The 18,312-nt window shown below is 73.8% G+C and carries 17 protein-coding genes and 1 pseudogene; 10 read left to right on the top strand and 8 right to left on the bottom strand.

What is annotated here, in order from left to right; all coding sequences use genetic code 11:
* Window positions 1-540 precede the first annotated feature (540 nt).
* Window positions 541-915 (top strand): transglycosylase SLT domain-containing protein, encoded by a 375-nt coding sequence (locus tag ACFVXH_RS29530; RefSeq protein WP_241853055.1) that lies wholly within the window; start codon window positions 541-543, stop codon window positions 913-915.
* 265 nt (window positions 916-1,180) lie between these two features.
* Here the strand turns inward: ACFVXH_RS29530 and ACFVXH_RS29525 are convergent, their stop codons facing one another.
* The gene (locus ACFVXH_RS29525; RefSeq protein ID WP_387828777.1) at window positions 1,181-1,639 is read right to left on the bottom strand and encodes an HD domain-containing protein; all 459 of its coding nucleotides are present in this window, start codon (window positions 1,637-1,639) and stop codon (window positions 1,181-1,183) included.
* 270 nt (window positions 1,640-1,909) lie between these two features.
* Between ACFVXH_RS29525 and ACFVXH_RS29520 the strand changes: the two genes are divergently transcribed.
* Window positions 1,910-2,836, top strand: a complete 927-nt coding sequence (locus ACFVXH_RS29520) for an AEC family transporter (RefSeq protein ID WP_049659344.1) — start codon at window positions 1,910-1,912, stop codon at window positions 2,834-2,836.
* A 20-nt stretch (window positions 2,837-2,856) separates the two neighbouring features.
* Here the strand turns inward: ACFVXH_RS29520 and ACFVXH_RS29515 are convergent, their stop codons facing one another.
* A complete protein-coding gene (locus ACFVXH_RS29515; protein WP_049659353.1) occupies window positions 2,857-3,291 on the bottom strand; it encodes a helix-turn-helix domain-containing protein in 435 nt (144 codons plus the stop codon).
* Between the two features lie 186 nt (window positions 3,292-3,477).
* Here ACFVXH_RS29515 and ACFVXH_RS29510 point away from each other — a divergent pair, with 186 nt between their 5' ends.
* On the top strand, window positions 3,478-4,359 hold the full coding sequence (locus ACFVXH_RS29510) for an alpha/beta fold hydrolase (RefSeq protein ID WP_387828775.1): 882 nt from the start codon (window positions 3,478-3,480) through the stop codon (window positions 4,357-4,359).
* A 491-nt stretch (window positions 4,360-4,850) separates the two neighbouring features.
* Window positions 4,851-5,243, top strand: a pseudogene (locus ACFVXH_RS29505) (transposase); the annotation flags it as partial.
* 517 nt (window positions 5,244-5,760) lie between these two features.
* Here ACFVXH_RS29505 and ACFVXH_RS29500 read toward each other — a convergent pair.
* Window positions 5,761-6,480: a DinB family protein gene (locus ACFVXH_RS29500; protein WP_387828773.1), complete on the bottom strand. Its 720-nt coding sequence runs from the start codon at window positions 6,478-6,480 to the stop codon at window positions 5,761-5,763.
* Window positions 6,481-6,708: 228 nt separating this feature from the next.
* On the opposite strand from ACFVXH_RS29500, the gene ACFVXH_RS29495 reads away from it, so the two are divergent.
* Window positions 6,709-7,683: a transposase gene (locus ACFVXH_RS29495; protein ID WP_387828771.1), complete on the top strand. Its 975-nt coding sequence runs from the start codon at window positions 6,709-6,711 to the stop codon at window positions 7,681-7,683.
* A gap of 656 nt (window positions 7,684-8,339) precedes the next feature.
* Window positions 8,340-9,113, top strand: coding sequence for a hypothetical protein (locus ACFVXH_RS29490; protein ID WP_387828769.1), 774 nt, complete (start codon window positions 8,340-8,342; stop codon window positions 9,111-9,113).
* A gap of 164 nt (window positions 9,114-9,277) precedes the next feature.
* Here the strand turns inward: ACFVXH_RS29490 and ACFVXH_RS29485 are convergent, their stop codons facing one another.
* On the bottom strand, window positions 9,278-9,541 hold the full coding sequence (locus tag ACFVXH_RS29485) for a dsRBD fold-containing protein (protein ID WP_049655929.1): 264 nt from the start codon (window positions 9,539-9,541) through the stop codon (window positions 9,278-9,280).
* Between the two features lie 268 nt (window positions 9,542-9,809).
* On the opposite strand from ACFVXH_RS29485, the gene ACFVXH_RS29480 reads away from it, so the two are divergent.
* Entirely contained in the window at window positions 9,810-10,808 is a 999-nt protein-coding gene (locus ACFVXH_RS29480; protein WP_387828767.1) for a DMT family transporter, read from the top strand.
* Window positions 10,809-10,814: 6 nt separating this feature from the next.
* Window positions 10,815-11,486, top strand: coding sequence for a DUF6629 family protein (locus ACFVXH_RS29475; protein WP_387828765.1), 672 nt, complete (start codon window positions 10,815-10,817; stop codon window positions 11,484-11,486).
* Between the two features lie 18 nt (window positions 11,487-11,504).
* Here ACFVXH_RS29475 and ACFVXH_RS29470 read toward each other — a convergent pair whose 3' ends face one another.
* Together ACFVXH_RS29470 and ACFVXH_RS29465 are read right to left on the bottom strand one after the other, a co-directional pair.
* The gene (locus tag ACFVXH_RS29470) at window positions 11,505-12,932 is read right to left on the bottom strand and encodes an MFS transporter (RefSeq protein WP_387828763.1); all 1,428 of its coding nucleotides are present in this window, start codon (window positions 12,930-12,932) and stop codon (window positions 11,505-11,507) included.
* Window positions 12,929-13,552 (bottom strand): ArsR/SmtB family transcription factor, encoded by a 624-nt coding sequence (locus ACFVXH_RS29465; protein WP_380775549.1) that lies wholly within the window; start codon window positions 13,550-13,552, stop codon window positions 12,929-12,931. Before ACFVXH_RS29465 ends, ACFVXH_RS29470 begins: the two co-directional genes overlap by 4 nt.
* 292 nt (window positions 13,553-13,844) lie before the next feature.
* Between ACFVXH_RS29465 and ACFVXH_RS29460 the strand changes: the two genes are divergently transcribed.
* Window positions 13,845-14,558 carry a sensor histidine kinase KdpD gene (locus ACFVXH_RS29460; RefSeq protein ID WP_117492352.1) on the top strand — a complete coding sequence of 238 codons (714 nt, stop codon included), beginning with the start codon at window positions 13,845-13,847 and terminating at the stop codon, window positions 14,556-14,558.
* 58 nt (window positions 14,559-14,616) lie between these two features.
* Window positions 14,617-16,347 carry a DNA polymerase/3'-5' exonuclease PolX gene (gene polX / locus ACFVXH_RS29455; protein WP_387828760.1) on the top strand — a complete coding sequence of 577 codons (1,731 nt, stop codon included), beginning with the start codon at window positions 14,617-14,619 and terminating at the stop codon, window positions 16,345-16,347.
* 52 nt (window positions 16,348-16,399) lie between these two features.
* Here the strand turns inward: polX and ACFVXH_RS29450 are convergent, their stop codons facing one another.
* Both ACFVXH_RS29450 and ACFVXH_RS29445 read right to left on the bottom strand, forming a co-directional pair.
* On the bottom strand, window positions 16,400-17,278 hold the full coding sequence (locus ACFVXH_RS29450; protein WP_375875393.1) for a carbohydrate kinase family protein: 879 nt from the start codon (window positions 17,276-17,278) through the stop codon (window positions 16,400-16,402).
* Window positions 17,279-17,281: 3 nt separating this feature from the next.
* A complete protein-coding gene (locus ACFVXH_RS29445) occupies window positions 17,282-18,283 on the bottom strand; it encodes a pseudouridine-5'-phosphate glycosidase (RefSeq protein ID WP_387828758.1) in 1,002 nt (333 codons plus the stop codon).
* Between the last annotated feature and the right edge of the window lie 29 nt (window positions 18,284-18,312).

Genomic DNA, 18,312 nt, shown 5'->3' with positions numbered 1-18,312 from the left:
CCTGCCGCTCGGCGCGGCGGTGTCGCGCCGCTCCCGCCGCTCGGGTGTGGCGCCGATCCCGCCGCTCGGGTGTGGCGCCGGTCTCAGCGCGGGGTTGATCGTCTGTACCCACCGTGCTTCGACCGGGCCGACGAGTGACGCCCGCCGAGCCCCGCACGGTGAGTGCGCTCACACGTGATCAACACCCACGACGGGCGGTAGTAGACACCCCCGGAACGCCCGCGCCACCCCGACACCCCCCGCGTTCGCGCTGCTCACCCCCGCTCCGCACGCTCCGCGCGACCGCCCCTTCGAATCCACGGCGGCCCCTTCCGTACGACCGTGGGTCGTACCGAGGGGGTCTTGGCGGGGGCCGATGCCGTCTGCCAACAATGGCTCAGTCGTCAGCCGCACCGGCACCTGTCCCGCCGGTGAACGGCTTGCTGCCGGGTCACGACCCCGCGACCGTTACGGCCCCTGTCCGGCCGAGGTTCGCGGCGGGGAGTGACCCGGCCCAACCCGATTGAGGTCCTGCTCTTTATGCCCGCTTTCAAGCTCCGTATGCGCACCTCCGCCGCGATCCTCGCCGGCGCCGCCGGTCTGACCGCCCTGGGCGCGGGTGTCCTGCCCGCCACCGCGAACGCCGCCACCGCCTCCCCGCAGGCCATCGCCGCCCAGATCGTCCCGGCCAACCAGCTGGCGTCCTTCAGCCAGATCATCGCCCACGAGTCGAGCTGGAACGTGTCCGCGACCAACGCGAGCTCCGGCGCGTACGGCCTGGCCCAGGCGCTGCCGGGCTCCAAGATGGCCTCGGCGGGCTCGGACTGGAAGACCAACCCGGCCACCCAGATCAAGTGGGCGCTGGACTACATGAACACCCGCTACGGCAGCCCGAACGCCGCCTGGAACTTCTGGCAGGCCAACCACTGGTACTAAGCCGACCCCATCGGCCCACCAGCCTCCGACCGTCACCTGACCACTCCCCCTCACCCCGGGGGTCGGACAGGGACCACCGGGGTGCCCGAGAGGGCCCGGACCCGCGCGATCCGCGTGGTCCGGGCCCTCTTGTGGTTCTCCGACGCCCGTGGGCGGCGGGCTCCGCAGGTGCTCAGGCTCCGGCTCCTCGGGCCCCGGCTCCTTGGGCCCCGGCTCCTTGGGCCCCGGCTCCTTGGGCCCCGGCTCGGGGACTACAGCTCGTGGACTACAGCTCGCCGGTGAGTCCGAGCAGCTCGCGCATCCGCGCGTACTTGGCGGCCAGCCGCTCGGCGGTCGCCGGGTCCAGCACGGCGAGGCGGGCCGGATCGGAGTTGTGCGCCAGGTCCGCGCGCTTGACCAGCAGCGCGCCCGGCGTGGCCAGGATCCGCGCGGTGTACTCCTCGACCGGCTCGTCCCGGCGCCGGGTGAGCGCGTCCACGATCGCCTTGGTCTCCTCCGGCAGCGCGGCCCCGGCCAGCCACTCCCGGCTCAGCCGGTCGTCCTCGACAGTGTCGTGCAGCCAGCCCGCCGCGACCTGCGCCGCGCTGCCGCCGCGCGCCGCCGTCCCGTGGGCGACCGCCGCGATGTGCTCGCCGTACGGGTGGCCGTTCTTGTCCACCTGCCCCCGGTGGGCCCGGCGCGCGATCGCCTCCACCTCGGACAGGCTCAGGTACTCGTCCTCCATCGGCTCATCGTAGGCCCGGGCGGTCGGCGTCGCTCCGGGCGGTCGACCGCGTTCCTTGGCGGTCGGCCTCGTGCCTGGCCCGCCGATCCCGCCGACGGCCCGACCCGGCTGGCGTGCCCGCGACAGGCCCGTTGATCACCTCGCCGACGGCCACTGGTTTACTGCCCCGGGGGTTCATGGGCTTCGGGGGGTCACCGCGCTCGGGAGTCGGCGCCCCCGACGGGAGACCCCCGTCGCACCGGCAGATCCGCCCGAGCAATCCGAGGAACCATGCCAGCCCTGCACCCCCTGCTGTCCGCCTTCGCGCCGATCTGGGCGCTCACCGGCGTCGGCTACGTCGTCGGCCGCACCGGGCTGCTCGGGCCGCAGGCCGAGACGGTGCTCAACCGGTTCGTCTTCCACGTGGCGATGCCGGCCGCGCTGTTCCTGATGATCGCCCGCACCCCGCTGGACCGCTTCGCCAACGCCTCGATGCTCGCCTTCACCGCGGGCACGGTGGTCACGATCGGCCTCGGTCTGCTCGTCGGGCGGCTGCTGTTCCACCGCAAACCCGGCGAACTGGCCGTCGGCGCGATGGCCTCCGGCTACGTCAACTCGGCCAACCTCGGCATCCCCGTGACCATGCAGGTCCTCGGCGACGCCTCCTTCGTGGCGCCCGTGGTGCTGTTCCAGATCCTGGTGGTCACCCCCGCCGTCCTGGCCGTCCTGGACGGCGGCGCGGCCGGGCGGCGGGCGCTGCTCACCCTGCCCGTCCGCAACCCGATCCTGCTGGCCACCGCCCTGGGCGCCCTCGCCTCGGCGACCGGCGTGCACCTGCCCGCCGAGCTGAATCGTTCCTGCGAACTGCTCGGCGGCGCCGGCGTCCCGACCGCGCTGATCACCCTCGGCATATCGCTGCACAACCGCCCGCCGGCGGAGGGCCGTCCGCGCCGCACCGAGGTCGGGCTGACCGTCGCGCTCAAGACCCTGGTCCAGCCGCTGGTGGCCCTCGCCGTGGCCGGCCCGCTGCTCCACCTGCCCGCGCACCAACTGCTCACCGTGGTGCTGTTCTCCGCGCTGCCCACCGCCCAGAACGTGTACACCTACGCCCGCGAGTACCGGCAGGGCATCGCCCTCGCGCGGGACGCGGTGCTCTGGTCGACGCTGGTGTCGATGGCGACGCTGTCGGTGATCAGCTGGACTCTCGGCCCCGCGTAGCCCCGGCCCTCCCTGGACGCTCAGTTCTCCCGGGCGGCCGCCACCACCCCGGTCATCGCCGTCAGGAAGCGTCGGGCCGTGTCCAGCTCCGCCGGCTCGAACTGCCGCATCGCCGCGACCAGATCGCCGATCAACCCGCCGAAGAAGCCCTCCCCCAGCTCCATCGCCCGCTCCTCCACCAGCAGCCGCACCCGGCGCCGGTCCCGCGGGTCCCGCTCGCGCCGGATCAGCCCGAGCCGCTCCAGCCGGTCCACCAGACCGGTGGTGCCCGCCGAGTTCAGCCCCAGCGCCTCGCCGAGCCGGCCCGGGGTGACCACCTCCCCCGCCCTGGCCGCGTCCAGCAGGTGGATCAGCGCCCGCAGATCGGTCGGATGCAGACCGTTGCGGGCCGCGAACTCGGCGCCGAACAGGTCGAGTTCGACCGTCAGGCCACGCAGCAGGTGCACCAGCCGCATCGGGTCGGCAACCTCGGACACCCTGTCGTCCTTCCTCGGGGAGGGCATGTGCGACTATTCTCTCGCTCAGCGAGATACTTGTTTAGCACGATACGTGTTCAGCGTAATACTCGTTCACCGCGACACTTGCCCGGCGAGTGGTCCAGCCGGCTCGGCCGCCATCACACCACACCCGCGGAGGCCCTCATGTCCGCCCGCACCGCCCCCTTCCCCACCCCCTTCCTCGCCGCCTACGACGCCCTGCTCGCCCGCTGGCCCGTCCCGGTCGAAGCGCTCACCGTCCGCACCGCCCACGGCACCACCCGGATCAACGCCTGCGGCCCCGCCGACGGCCGCCCGCTCGTCCTGCTCCACGGCGGCGGCGCCACCTCCACCCTGTGGTTCGCCAACGCCGGCGCCCTGGCCGAAGCAGGACACCGCGTCCTCGCCGTCGACCTCATCGGCGACCCGGGCCGCAGCGTCCACGACGGCGCCGCCCTCGACGGCGTCCCCGGCCTGCTCGGCTGGCTGGACGCCGTCCTCGACGGACTCGGCGTCCAACAGGCCGACCTCTGCGGCCACTCGTACGGCGGCTGGATCGCCCTGGAGTACGCCCTGCACGCCCCCACCCGGGTCGGCCGGCTCGCCCTGCTCGACCCCACCCAGTGCTTCGCCGGCTTCCGCCCCGGCTACCTGCTGCGCGCCCTCCCCCTCTTCCTCCCCCACCGCACCCCGGCCCGCGCCCGCGCCTACCTCGACTGGGAAACCGGCACCACCCCCGGCCCCGACCCCGCCTGGCGCGAGCTCTACGCCCTCGGCTACGCCGACTTCCCCGCCTCCCCCGTCGTCACCGGCCCCCGCCCCACCCCCGAACGCCTCCGCACCCTCACCACCCCCGTCCTCACCCTCCTCGCCGCCCACACCCGTACCCACGACCCCCACGCCGTCGCCCGAACCGCCCGCCACACCCTCCCCCAAGCCGAAGTCGCCATCATCCCGGCCACCTCCCACCACACCCTCCCCATGGCCGCCCCCCACGACCTCAACCCCCGCCTCACCACCTTCCTCACCCCCACCCACCACCCCTGACCACGTACCCCCGCAGCATGAGAAGTCGGCCCATCCGACTTCTCACGTCCCCCCACTCAGTCGCACCAGGAGGCACGGCCCGGATCCGCCACCGCATGCCGCCTATCAGTCTCCGCCGCGTCCACGCCTGCGGTCGGCCCGGCTTGATGCCCTGCGGCAGCAACGGTTCAAACCACGTCAACTGACTGTTCGTCAGATCTCCATGTCCCACGGAGCGTGATCGTTTCACCGCCGAGATCCACTTTCGCGACAAGCCCTCGCGCACCCGCTCGCCAGGCAGCAGGCGCTTCACAGGCGGCCGGTCGGGACAGGGAGGCGATCAGTCCGGGCGGAGCTCTTGCAGGCCTTGCGCTTGCCCCGGCCGTCGTCCCACCGGGACTGTTCGCCGGGTTTGCAGCAGATCAGAGTGACGATCGAGACCCGTCGACGGGAGCGGACCTCGCTCCATCTCCCGCTCCACTTAAGCAAATTGCCACTCACTCAGCCCGGGAAGCGAGCGACTGCGGCCGGGCAGTAAGCACCACCTGATCACCGACGCCAACGGTATCCCGCTCGCCGCCCCCTGACCGGCGGGAACCGCAAATGACGTCACCCGGCTCATTCCACTGCTTCAGGCAGTGCCGTCCGTTCGCGGCAAGCGCGGCCGGCTCCGGCGCCGGCCCGACGCCGTGCTCGGCGACCGCGACTACGACAAGTACCGCCGCCTGGTCTGGAACCTCGGCGTGAAGCCGCTCATCGCCCGCCGAGGCACCGAGCACGGCTCCGGACTCGGCACTCAACACTGGGTCGTGGAACGCGCCTTCGCCCACCTGCACTGGTTCCGACGCCTGCGCATCCGCTGGGAGATCCGCGATGACATCCACGAGGCCTTCCTGAGCCTGGGTTCCATCGGGCGCCGCATTCGCCTGCACCCATGCCGGGTTCAACCGCTGGTTGAGGCCGAGTTCGCATGCCCGCTCCTCCAGCCTGACCAGCGAGGTCGTATCGAGGACCTTCAACTCCCGAGGCACCGGCTCATCCGAGTTCATCGCCCCCATGCTGCCCAATGGCACCCCAGCGACTGGAACCGACCATCGAAGATCATTTCGTTAGGAGTTCTTACTCCTGGATGGTGGACCGACGCCGCGCACGTATCGCACGACGAGGGCGTACCCGCGGATCGACGGCTCTCAGCCTCTGCAGCGAGGCGGGTTCAACCTGAGCTTGTTCCTTATGGTGCGGCTCGGTTTCGCTAGCGGGGCGGGTGTGAGCGGACCGGTCCGGTTCGGTCGCGTTCGATCAGCGTGGCGGGGCGTTTGACGGTCTTGCCCACGTCGCAGCGGGGGGCTTGGTCCGGTTCGGGACGCCGGCCGGCCTGGGCCCGGGCGGGTCGGCTTGGGTGCACGTTGTCTGTAGTCGGCCCTACTCGGCGTCCTGTGCCTCGATCAAGTCGAGGTCGCGAACGCAGAAGGTGTGGTGCTCGAAGGTCTCCTTGAGCACCGTGCCGAGGCACTGCCGCACCAAGCGGCCCCGGGCGTACGGCGGCCAGACATCGTCGTCGGGCACCGGCGCTCGCGCTGCGAGCTGCACGGCGGTGACCTCATCGAGCCAGGCCTCAAGCTCGGCGGCCTGCGCGTCACGCACGCTCACGATCTCGTCGAGGGCCGGATCGAGCGAGAGGTCAAGCCCGTGCGCTCCACGGTAGGGCTCGACGGTCGGCCCAATGCCCATCGGCGTGAACAGCTCCGTCGAGCCCAGGCAGCAGCGGCGGAACCACGAGTCGTGGACGAAGACCAGGTGGCGCAGCGTCTGCACCGCCGACCACTCGTCGTTCACGCTGCGGCGCTCGATGCCGGGCGTACGGCGGATTCGCTCGATCGTGGCGGCCCAGACGGCATGGAGCTGACGCGATGCCTCGCGCAGATCGTCAGGGTCCTCGGAGCGGATCAGCACCCGCACCGGATGACGCCGGTCGAGCTCTGCCTCGACGTACTCGGTGACCTCGACACCGTTCACTACGAGGTTGGTGACGTGCCCGTCGATCACGGCATCCTGCATGACGACGCCGATCAGGCGCGCCCCGGTCAGATCGCACTCGCGGAACTCCGCACTGTGCAGATCCTCGTCGATATATCGCGTCATGCTCCGCATACTAGGTCCGAGCACCGACAAGCCGGCCTCCCCGGTTTGATTTAGCTTGTTCCTTGGCATCGGGCCCTGATTGTGCTCGTCGATGGCTCACTCGTTCGGGTGATCGGCGGACATGGGGACGGCCCGGTCGTGATCCTGACTCTGCGAGGAGATCGAGGAATCGACGACAGGGCCGTGCCGACGAGTGTGCTCCGACTTGCCACCCGGCGAGACATGTTCGTGGAACTGTCACTCTTCCGGGAGGACTACTACGCCAGCCTGTCCGCGCGGGCGGACGCGTTCTTTGAGCCGACCGACGCGCTGCTGTGCTCGGATGCGCCCACCCGTACGCCGGTGGAGCTGTCACTGACCGCCGAGCACCGCCGCGGCTACGGCTCCCTGTACGGCGCGCTCGACCACGGCCGTCTGGACACCGAGCTGCCGCGGGACCTGCTGGCCGAGCTGCCACTGCCCCGCTTCGCGGGCCGGATCGTGCTCACCGTGGACGTCTCGCCGTGGCTGCGCTCCGACGCCGCCTGCTCGCCCGAGCGGCTGTTCTGCCTGGTCCACGGCCGCGCTGGCCAGGCGTCCAACCACGTGGTGCCGGGCTGGCCCTACTCGTTCGTCACCGCGCTCACCCCGGACCGGACCTCGTGGACGCAGGTCCTGGACGTGGTCCGCCTCGGCCCGACCGACGATGCTGCGCTGGTGACCGCCGCCCAGCTGCGGCAGGTGGTCCGGCGCCTGGTCGCCGCGGGTCAGTGGCGCGACGGCGACCCGGACATCATGATCGTGATGGACGCGGGCTACGACCCGATGCGCCTCGCGTACGTGCTGCGGGACCTGCCCGTCGAGGTCGTCGGCCGCCTGCGCTCGGACCGCGTCCTGCGACTGGCGAAGCCCGCCTACGTCTACGACCCGAAGGGCGGGGCCCCCGAAGCGCGGGCCCCGCTTCCCGCTCGCCGACCCCGCCGCCTGGCCCGAACCCACGCTGACCACCAGGAACGACACCCCGCGCTACGGCAAGGCCCAGACGACGGCGTGGGACCGGGTCCACCCCTACCTCACCCACCGCTCCGCCTGGATCGGCGACGACGGCGAACTCCCGCTGGTCGAGGGCACCCTGATCCGGCTGAAGGTCGACCACTTGCCCGGCGACCGCGACGCGCCACCGGTCTGGCTGTGGTCCTCCAAGACGGGCGCCACCGCCGATGACGTCGACTTCATCTGGTCGAGCTACCTGCGCAGATTCGACCCGGAGCACGCCTGCCGCCTGTTCAAGCAGACCCTCGGCTGGGCCCGACCCAGGCTCCGCTCCCCGGAGGCCGCGGACCGCTGGACCTGGCTCGTGATCGTCGCCCACACCCAGCTCCGCCTCGCCGCCCCACTCGCCGCCGACCAGCGCCGCCCTTGGGAGAAGACCAGCCGCCCCGGCGTCGCGCTGACGCCGACCCGCGTCCGCCGGGGGTTCCGGAACATCCGACCCCCACCTGCCCAGTCCGGCCCGTGCGCCCAAACCCAGCACGCCCGGCCCCGGCCGGCCACCCGGCATCCCGAACCGGACGAAGGCCACCCCCTGCGACGTGGGCAGAACCGTCAAGCTCCCCGCCACGCTGATCGAACGCGACCGAACCGGACCACAGCGATCAACCCCCCGGTGAGCACGCCCCCACCCCGTTGGTCAAGGATCAACCTGAGTAACGGCGCAGGAAGTCGGCCAGGCGGCAGGATGTGGGACCCCGTTCCGGAAGGGGGCCGGGAGCACGGACCGGATACAGCTGGCCGGCGCCGTCGGTGGAGGGTTAGGCCACGAGGTGCAGGGGTGGGTGTCGGAGGTGTGGGGGTGCGGGGGGCGTGCGTAGCGTTGCCGGATGACCGAAGGGACGCGGGGCGGCGGCGCGGCGCAGGTGAGTGCGGCTCATGTGATGGCGCCGGCGGTGGTGTTCGCCATTCCGGTGCTGAAGCTGGCGTGGACGCTCGGGGGTGGGGACGCGGCCCGGGACGCGCTGCTGGCGATGGGACCGGCGAACTGGGTGGACGTCGTCATCGGGATGTTCTTCGCCGAGCCGGTGCTGGCGGTCGTGCTGGCCGCGGTGCTCTCCTACATCGGCTACGCCTACCGGGCCGCTCACGGCGGGGCCGCCCGGCGCCAGGGGCGGGCCCTGGCGGAGACGGCGGCCCGGGCGGCGATCCTGCCGGGGGCGCTCGGGGTGGTGGTCGGGGCGTTCAACGGGCTGTGGTGGGGTGTGGCGGCGGGCGTCCTGGGCTACCTGTTGCGGCTCGGCGTGGTGGCCGAGTACCGGACGGGCGCGCGCTCGGCCGACACCGGCCGGCGCACCGGCCGGACCGCCGTGGCCTTCGGGCCCCGGGCCGTCGAGGCGGTCCGGGTCGCGGCGCTGCTGCTCTCCCTGGTGGTGCTTCCGGTGCTCTCGGTCGTCGCCGCCCTCGACGGCCGGTCCTGGACGAGCGTGCTGATGTGCGACGTCGACACCGGCACCGGCCCGCAGCGCGCCCGGCTGGTCGAGCTGGACCGTCAGGCTCCGGGCGTCGTCGGCTGGGACGTTCCCGCCCACGAGGTGGTCAGCGGCACCAACTGCGCCGCCGACCCGGACGACGTCCTCCGCGCCCCGTGGTGGCGCCGGTAGGGCCGACGACCGGACAGGCCGGTCCGGTGATGGCCCTCCTCCCTCCGAGGCCATGGCGTACCTTCGCTGGAACGCGCCTCCGTGGGCGCCGTCCACGTCGAGCGCGCGGCCGCCGGGCTGCCCGGAGCCGCTGCGGACCGGGAGGGGCGGGGCGGCCGGTGGGCTCAGTAGATCAGGTAGCCCGGGCGGTGCCCTTCGTCGTCGATCTCCCCGGTCGCCTGGGCCCGCAGCTTGCGGGACAGTTCCTCCAGGGCGCGGGAGGCCGCGACCTCCTCGCCGATCCTGGCGAGCGGACGGTCGTCCGCGCTCTTCACGGACTCGCCGTGCGCGCTCAGGCCGGGCGCCCTGGCGCCGGTCAGCCTGGCGTCACACGCCGTGTGCACGCCGTCTTCCTCGAACCTCAGCTCCACGTCCCACTGGTTGTGCATGCCACACCTCCTGGCGGCGGCCCCCGTCGCGCCTGTCCGGACCGGCACGGACGGTGGCCCGTGGCGGCCGCTCACACCAGCGTGCGCCTGCCCTGCCGATGGCGGCAAGCGCTGCCGGAGGGCCTGGTGGCCCGCCCCGCCGCGGGCGTGTCGTGCGATCGGCCCGGGCACCGGCCCGGCGGTAGGCTGACGGGAGCGGCCGCGACGCCCGACCCACCTCTCGGACTCGTCGGCGCGGCGCGGGCAGCGACAACCTGGTGGTCCCTCCGTGGCGGTCTTCCTCCTCGCTCTCAGCGCGGCCTGCTGTCTGGGGCTCGGCTTCGTCCTCCAGCAGCACGCGGCTCAGCAAGCCCCGCGCTCCGATCTGCTGCGCTGGCGGCTGCTGCTGGACCTGATGCGGATGCCGCAGTGGCTGCTCGGCACCGGGTTCATGGTCAGCGGGCTGATCCTCTCGGCGTTCGCGCTCAACCAGGGCGAGGTGTCGCTGGTCGAGCCGCTGCTGGCCACCAATCTGATCTTCGCGATGGCCCTGGCCCGGGTGCTGACCCGTCAGACCCTGGGCCGTTCCGGCTGGGCCGGGGTGGCGCTGCTGGCCCTCGGGGTGACGGCCTTCATCGTGGCCGGGCGGCCGACCGGCGGGGGGCCGCCCGCCGGGGAGCTGCGGCACTGGCTGGTGGTGGGCACCGTGGTCGGGCTGGTGGTGCTGCTGGTCTCGCTGGCCCGTCGGCTGCCGCTGTTCGAGGAGGCAACCCTGCTGGCGCTCGCCGCCGGGCTGCTCTACGGCCTCCAGGACGCGCTGACCCGGACCACCACCCAGCGCCTCGACCACGAGGGCCTGGCCGCGGTGCTGCGCAGCTGGCAGCCGTACGCGGTGGTGGTGGCGGGGGTGGTCGGGCTGCTGCTGGTGCAGAGCGCCTTCGAGGCCGCGCCGCTGCGGATGTCCCTGCCGGCGCTGACCGCCGCCCAGCCGCTGGCCGGGATCGCCTGCGCGGTGGGTTTCCTCGGTGACCGGTTGCGGGTGACCCCGGGGGCGTTGGCGTGGCAGTCGGTCGGGCTGTTGGCGATCGTGATCGGGGTGATCGTGATCGGCCGCCATCCGGCGATGCCCGGGACCGCACGCGACACCCTGGAGAGCATCGGGGCACCACCGGAGGACGAACCCGGGGAAGAAGCCGGGGAAGAACCCGGGGACGAACCGGAGGACAAGGCCGGGGACGGAGCGGAGCAGGGGCCCGAGAGGGACGACCGCCCCGGGAGCACCGGCTAGGCCGCGATGTGCTGGAACGCGCAGGCGGACGCCGTGGCCGGTGGGCTGGTCGCGGTCACGGGCGTGGCGTGTGTGGTCCGTGCCCGTCGGGTCGGCCGGCCCGAGCGTTTGCCGCTCGCCGCGCTCCCCCTGGTGCTGGGCGTGCACCAGCTGATCGAGGCGCTGGTCTGGCTCGGTACGGACGGCGGGCTGCCGGACGGCCTCGCCGGAGCGGCCCGCACCGCCTGGGCGGTGGTCGCCCTGCCGCTGCTGCCCGTCCTGGTCCCGGCCGCCGTGTGGTGCGCCGCCGTCGGACCGCGCCGACGGGTGCTCGCCGCGCTCACCCTGCTCGGCGCGGCGGTCGCCGTCCCGCTGGCCGTGGCCGTCGGCTCCCATCCGGTGACGGCCGCCGTGCACGGCCACACCCTCGGCTACGCGGTCGGCATCCCGTACCCGGCCCTCCTGCTGGCCGGTTACCTCCTCGCCACCGTCGGCTCCCTCCTGGTGAGCGGCGACCGGCTGCTCCGCCGTCTCGGTCTCGTCACCGGTGCGGGCGCCGTCGTCTGCGCCCTGCTCTGGCACCTCGCCTTCGTCTCCACCTGGTGCGCCCTCGCCGCCCTGGCCAGCCTGTTGCTGCTCCACTGGGCGGGGCACCGCCCGGCGGATGAGCCCGGCCCGGTCACCGATCGGGCCCGCTAGCCACGCCCGGGGGGCGGCTTACGCGCTGCGCGCCGGTTCCGGCTCGACGGCCGCGTCGGCCGCGTCGCCCGTGCCGACCACACCGCTCGCGCCGGCCACGCTGTCCGCTCGGCCCGAGCCGCCACGGAGGCGGTCCATCTCCCGCCACTCGGGGCGCAGCCCGGCCAGCGTGGTGGTCGCGAAGTACAGGGCGCCGGCCGCGATCAGGCTGGGTATGAGGCCGACCGTGGCGACCGCCGCACCGGCGACCAGGCCGCCGAGCGGGATGCCGGCCCAGGCGAGGGAGTCGCCAAGGGCATGGACGCGGCCCAGCAGGTGGCGGGGCACCCGCTCGAAGAGCACCGCGCCGAGGATCGGGTTGAGGAAGCCGGAGCCGAAGCCACCGATCGCGAAGACCGTGATTACCAGCCACATCGGCGCGCCGAGGGCGAGCACCAGGAAGCGCGGTGCGCCGCACAGCAGGAAGCCGGTGAAGAAGACCGTCCGACGGGGCAGCCGGGAGGCGACGGCCGCCGCTATCAGGCTGCCGACGACCGCGGTGGCACCCATGGAGGCGGCCAGCAGGCCGATGGCGGCCGGTCCGTTGCCGGACTCCCGCGCCCAGACCGGGACGAGGACGGTGATGAACCCGGCATCGATCAGGTTGGTGATGCCGATCATCACGATCACGGTGAGCAGCAGCGGCTCCGAGCGCAGGAAGGTGAAGCCCTCGCGGAACATCCGCCAGTAGCCCGCGGGCTGCTCCTCCCCGGACGCGTCAACGGCCGGATCGGCGGACGCGGCAACGGCCTGATCCGCGGCCGTGGCGGGCACCGCCGGGCGCCCCATCCCGCGCGGGAGCGCGACCGCGATGATCAGCGACCCGAGCGCGAAGGTGACCGCGTTGATCGCCAGCCCGGCCAGCGGGCCCATCAGGGCGACCAGCCCGCCGCCGACCGCCGGCCCGATGGTGGAGGCCAGCCGCTCGGTGACGCCCGACAGCCCGGTGGCGCGCTCCATCGGCACCCGGGCGTGGTCGGCCGCCTCCGGGACCATGACGGACTTGGCCAAGTCCCCCGGGCCGCGCATCGCCCCGATCACCGCGACCATCACCAGCAGCACCCAGAACGGGAGCAGCCCCTGCGCGTGCAGCAGCGGGACCAGCCCGGCCGCGACGGCGCTGACCGCGTCCGTCGTCCAGGACACCACGCGCGGCCCGAGCCGGTCGACTAACGGGCCCGTCAGCGCCTTGACCGCCACGTACGGCGCCATCTCGGCGAACGCGACGAGGCCCGTCATGGTGGCGCTGCCGGTGGTGGCCAGGACGAACCAGGGCAGGGCGATGGCCGAGACGCGCGTGCCCGTCACGGAGACGGCCATGGCCGTCAGCACCCCGGCCAGCGGGCGGAAGCTGCGCCCCGGCGCGTCGGTGGCGGTAGCAGCGGTGGCGGCGGTGCCGGTGGTCATGCGGTCTCCCCCTCGCTTGCGGTGGCGGTGGCGGTCGCGTCCGGCAGGAGGTGGACGACGACGGCCACCTGCTCGGTGCCCTCCGGCGCGGGCCCGCCGTGGTCGATCTGCCGGTAGCGCCGGACCACCTCGAACAGTTCGCCGGACAACCGCTCGGCCTCGGCGGGCGTGAGCTGCAGGACCCGGTCGCTGAGGTCCGTCACCCGGCGCCACTCGCGCGGCATGGTCTCGAAGGCGTCCAGCGTGCGCTGGGCCGTCAGGGTGTGCGCGGCCAGGACGGACCGCAGGAAGCCGGCGGCCGTGTCGAGCTCGTCGTCCGCCATGTCGTCCACCGTCCAGACGGTGAGCGGGTGGGCCGAACGCCACCACCGCTCGCGGGCGTTGCCGCGCTCCTCGTCCTCCTCGACGAAGCCCGCGGCGGCGAGCTGGCGCAGGTGGTAGCTGGTGGCTCCGGAGTTGAGCCCCAGCTGCTCGGCGAGCCTCGTCGCCGTGGACGGGCCGTGCTTGCGCAGGAGCCCGACCAACTGCATCCGCACGGGGTGCGCCATCGCCCGCATGTTCTTGGCGGTGATGGCGATGTGCGGGTCGTCGCTGTGCTTCCAGCCGCGTTCTTCGGTCATGGCAGGAGACTAGAACCCCAAAGAGTTCTTTGCAAAGGGTTTTTTGCGAAAGATCTTTTGCGAAGAAGTCCTTGCGGTTACTCGATCCGCAGTAGGCCACGCCTCCGGGCCCCGCCGGTCGGCGGGTGCCCGGCCGGCCGCTCGGCGGGGGCCCCGGAGCGGACCGCGACCCGGAGCGGGATTGTCACCCGGGCGGCCGAGGCGCACGCTGGCAGGAAGGGCCCGGAAGCCGGCCCACCCCGGTCGGCCGCGGATTCGATGACGGCCGCCGGGGAGCACGAGGGGCAGGGCGATGGCACGCGGGAGGCTCTGGGGCTACGTCGCGACGGGAGCCAAGGCGCTCGGCGCGCTCGGCGGCACCGTCGGCGCGGTCGGCACCGGGCGCCGGGGCGGGTCCGGACGCGTGGGCGCGGCGGCGCCGGCCGGGGCCGAGGAGGGCCCCGGCCCGTACTCGCCCGGCGCGATGGCCGCGCCCAGGGCGCTCGACCGCACCGAGCTGGAGCGGCTGCGGTGGACCGGCCGGCAGGCCGGCTGCGAACCGATGGCCCGGCACGTCCAGGTGGCCGACGTGGTCCGCCGGGTGGTGCGCGGCGGCGGCCGGGCGGCGGCCGTCACGGTCCGGGTGGCCCCCGGGCTCCCGGTGGTGGCCGGGGACGCCCGCCGGCTGGAGGCCGTCCTCGCCGGGCTGGTCGACCACGCGATCCGGCGCAGCCCGCTGGGCGGCCGGGTGCTGGTCCGGGCCGACGTGGCGGGCGGCGCGTCCGCGCTGCGGGCGCCCGGACGGACGGCGGCGACCCGCGCCCGGGTGGAGGTCCGGGTCTCCGACCGGGGCGCCTACGAGCCGCCCGAGGCGCGCGAGCGGCTGATCGCGGGCGTGCGGGCGGACGGCCCGGTCGGGCCCGCCCTGCACCGCCTGGTGGTGGCCGCGGGCGGCCGGCTCGCGGTGGAACCGACCCCCGGCGGCGGGCTGACCATGGTCCTGCTGCTGACCGTCGCGTACGACTGACGGAGTAGACGAGGAAGTACACCCGGCGCCCCCGCCCCACCGACCCTAGACTTGCCCCATGCCCCGGCTCAACGACCAGGTCAGGGAGCTGCTCCAGGAGTACGCCGACCTGATCAACATCACCGGCGGGGACGCCTTCCGGGCCCGCGCCTACGAGAAGGCCGCCCGCGCGGTCGGCGGCCACCCCGAGGACCTGGCCGGCCTGGACGTCAAGGGCCTGCAGCAGATCCCCGGCGTCGGCAGGTCCACCGCCGAGAAGATCGCCGGGTACCTCGCCACCGGGACCATCCCCGCCCTGGAGGCGCTGCGCGCCGAGGTCCCGTCCGGCGTACGGGAGATGACGGCCGTCCCCGGGGTCGGGCCCAAGCGCGCCCTGGCCCTCTACCGCGACCTCGGGATCGCCTCGGTGGACGAACTCGCCGCGGCCGCCCGGGCCGAGCGGCTCGCCGACCTGCCCGGCTTCGGCGAGCGCAGCGGCGAGCGGATCCTGCACGGCATCGAGCTGATGCGGCAGTCCGGCGGCCGCACCCTGCTGGACACCGCCACCGAGCTGGCCGAGCAGCTGGTCGGCGCGCTCTCCGCCGTCCCCGGCTGCACCCGCTGCGCGTACGCGGGCTCGCTGCGCCGGATGCGCGAGACGGTGGGCGACATCGACGTGCTCGCGACCGCGGCGGACTCCGCCCCGCTGATGGCCGCGCTCACCGAACTCCCCTACGTCGCCGAGGTGATCGGCAGCGGCGGCACCAAGACCTCGGTCCGTACCACCCAGGGCGTACAGGTGGACCTGCGGGTCCTCCCGGAGGAGGACTGGGGAGCTGCGCTGGTCTACTTCACCGGCTCGAAGGCGCACAACATCCGGCTGCGCACGATGGCCGTCCGGGCCGGGCTGAAGCTCTCCGAGTACGGGCTGTTCGAGGTGGACGGCGGCGCCAAGGTGGTCTCGGAGACCGAGGAGGAGGTGTACGCGGCGCTCGGCCTGCCGTGGATCCCGCCGCCGCTGCGCGAGGACCGGGGCGAGATCGAGGCCGCGCTGGAGGGCGGACTCCCGGACCTGGTCCAGGAGTCCGACCTGCGCGGCGACCTGCACACCCACACCGACCTGACCGACGGGCTCGCCACCCTGGAGGAGATGGTCGACACCGCCGCCGCCCGCGGCTACTCCTACTTCGCCGTCACCGACCACGCCCCGGACCTGGTGATGCAGCGGATGACGGACGAGAAGATGCTCGCCCAGCGCGAGCAGCTGCGGCAACTCGCCGACCGGCACAAGAAGTTGCGCCTGCTGCACGGCACCGAGCTGAACATCGGCCCGGACGGCGGGGTGGACTGGCCACCGGAGTTCCTGGCCGGCTTCGACGTCTGCGTGGCCTCCGTGCACTCGCACTTCGCCCTGGACCGGGCCGCCCAGACCCGTCGGCTGATCCGCGCCTGCGAGAACCCGTACGTGCACGTCATCGGACACCTCACCACCCGCCGGATCGGCCGGCGCGGACCGATCGACGTCGACCTGGACGCCGTGTTCGAGGCCGCCGCGCGCACCGGCACCGCGATCGAGATCAACAGCTCCCCGCAGCGGCTCGACCTGCGCGACGAGGACGTCCTGCGGGCGAGGCGGCACGGCGTGCGGTTCGCGATCGACAGCGACGCGCACGCCACCGGCCAGCTCGGCTACCCGCGCTACGGCATCGGCACGGCGCAGCGCGGCTGGCTCGCCGCCGAGGACGTGGTCAACACCTGGACCTGGCAGAAGCTGAAGCACTTCCTCCGCAAGGACGCGGTGCCCAGGTAGCCCCGGGCAGACCCGCCGCCGACGGGCCCGCCGAAGGGCACCCGCCGAACCGTCACTCCCCGCCGAAGGAGGCCCCGGGCGAGGCCAGCACCCGGGCCGCGCTGCGGTGCCCGAGGCCGGCCGCGCGCCCGAGGTCCCCGGTGTCCAGGAAGCCGGCCAGGAACCCCGCCGCGAAGGCGTCCCCGGCCCCGGTGAGGTCGCGCACCTCCGCCACCGGCGGCACCGGCACCATGACCAGCGGCTCGCCCGGGACGTCGACGGCGGTCGCCTCGGCGCCCGCCTTGGTGACCACCGTGGTGGCCGCCAGCCGGGCCCGCTCCGGCCCCGGCAGGCCGCCGACCAGCAGTCCGAGGAACGCCGACTCGGAGCGGTTGGCGAACACGAAGGTCGGCGCCAGCCCGGCCAGCAGGACCAGGAAGCGCTCCCGGCCGAAGCGCTCCAGCATCCCGGTCGAGGAGGCGTCCACCGAGGTGGTGCCGCCCGCCCGCCGGACCCGGGCGAGCGCGTCCACCGCCGTACCGCCGACCGGCTCGCCGTCGAAGGAGTAGGCCGGCACGTGCAGGTGGGTCAGTCCGGCCAGCCAGGCGTCCGGGACCCGCTCCAGCAGCGTGGCGGCGCCCCGGTCGGGCAACATGGTCCGCTCGCCGCCCTGGTCGATCAGCACCACGACGCTGCCGGTCCGGCCGCGCCGGGAGACCCGTACGTCGACGCCGTGGCCGGTCAGTTCGGCGACGACGCCGTCCCCGACCGCGTCCTCGCCGACGCAGCCGAGGAAGCGGGCCGGGTACTGCCCGGCGGCGAAGCAGGCGACGTTGGCCGCGCTGCCGCCGCGCCGCCGGAAGACCCGGGCGCCGGAGTCGGTGCCGTGCCGCAGCGGGCCGTCGGCCCAGACCACGATGTCCTCGACGAGGTCCCCGAGCACCCCCAGCACGGCTCAGGCCCCGGTCTCGACGGCGCCCGCCGAGGCCGCAGCACCCGCCGCAGCAGCACCGGAGGCACCGGAGGCACCACCGGCCAGCGCCGTCGCGATCTCCCCGCCGAGCCGGACGTTGCCCCGGTACACCTCGACGTTGACGTCCAGGCTGCGCCCGCCGGTGTCCCGCTGGATGAAGTCGAGCAGGAACGGCGTGGCGGCGTTCCCGGTGACGCCCCGCCGCTCGGCCTCGGCCCAGGCGCGGGCCAGGATGCCGTCCAGTTCCTCCGGCGGCAGCTGCTTGGCCGGGTCGACCGGGTTGGCGATCAGGACGGCCTGCGGCAGGCCGAGCCGGTCGCGGGCCTCGATCACCCCGGCGGCCTGCTCGGGCGACTCCACGCTGAAGTTGATCTCGTGGCCGGAGTCGGTGACGTAGAAGCCGGGGTACCTGCGGGTGCGGTAGCCGATGACCGGGATGTTGTACGTCTCGAAGCGTTCCAGGGTGGCCCGGATGTCGAGGATGGACTTCACGCCCGCGCTGACCACGGTGACCGGGGTGGCGGCCAGGGCGGTCAGGTCGGCCGACTCGTCGAAGCTCTCCGAGGCGCCGAAGTGCACGCCGCCGAGGCCGCCGGTGGAGAAGACCCGGATGCCGGCGCGGTGGGCGAGGAAAGCGGTGGCGGCGACGGTGGTGCCGCCGTGCCGGCCGAGCGCGGCGACCACCGGGAGGTCGCGCAGGCTCACCTTGTCCAGGCCGTCGGCGGCGGACAGTTCGGTGATCTGTCCGGTGCTCAGCCCGACCGTGGGCACCCCGGCGTGCACCCCGATCGTGGCGGGCACGACGCCCGCCGCCCGCAGCTGCCGCTCCGCCTCCAGCGCGACGGCCAGGTTGCGCGGCCGCGGCAGGCCGTGGGTGAAGATGGTCGACTCCAGGGCGACCACCGGCCGGCCGTCGGCGAGCGCCCGGGCGACCTCCTCGGAGACCTGGACGGCGGGAGCGGCGGGGGGAAGAAGTCCGGTCATGATGCGAACTCTCTGTGAGGCTGCCGCTG

This window comes from Kitasatospora sp. NPDC058184, assembly GCF_042883725.1.
Lineage (GTDB): Bacteria > Actinomycetota > Actinomycetes > Streptomycetales > Streptomycetaceae > Kitasatospora.
The sequence above is the reverse complement of the archived record's forward strand: the minus strand, read 5'-3'. Positions and strand labels throughout refer to the sequence as shown.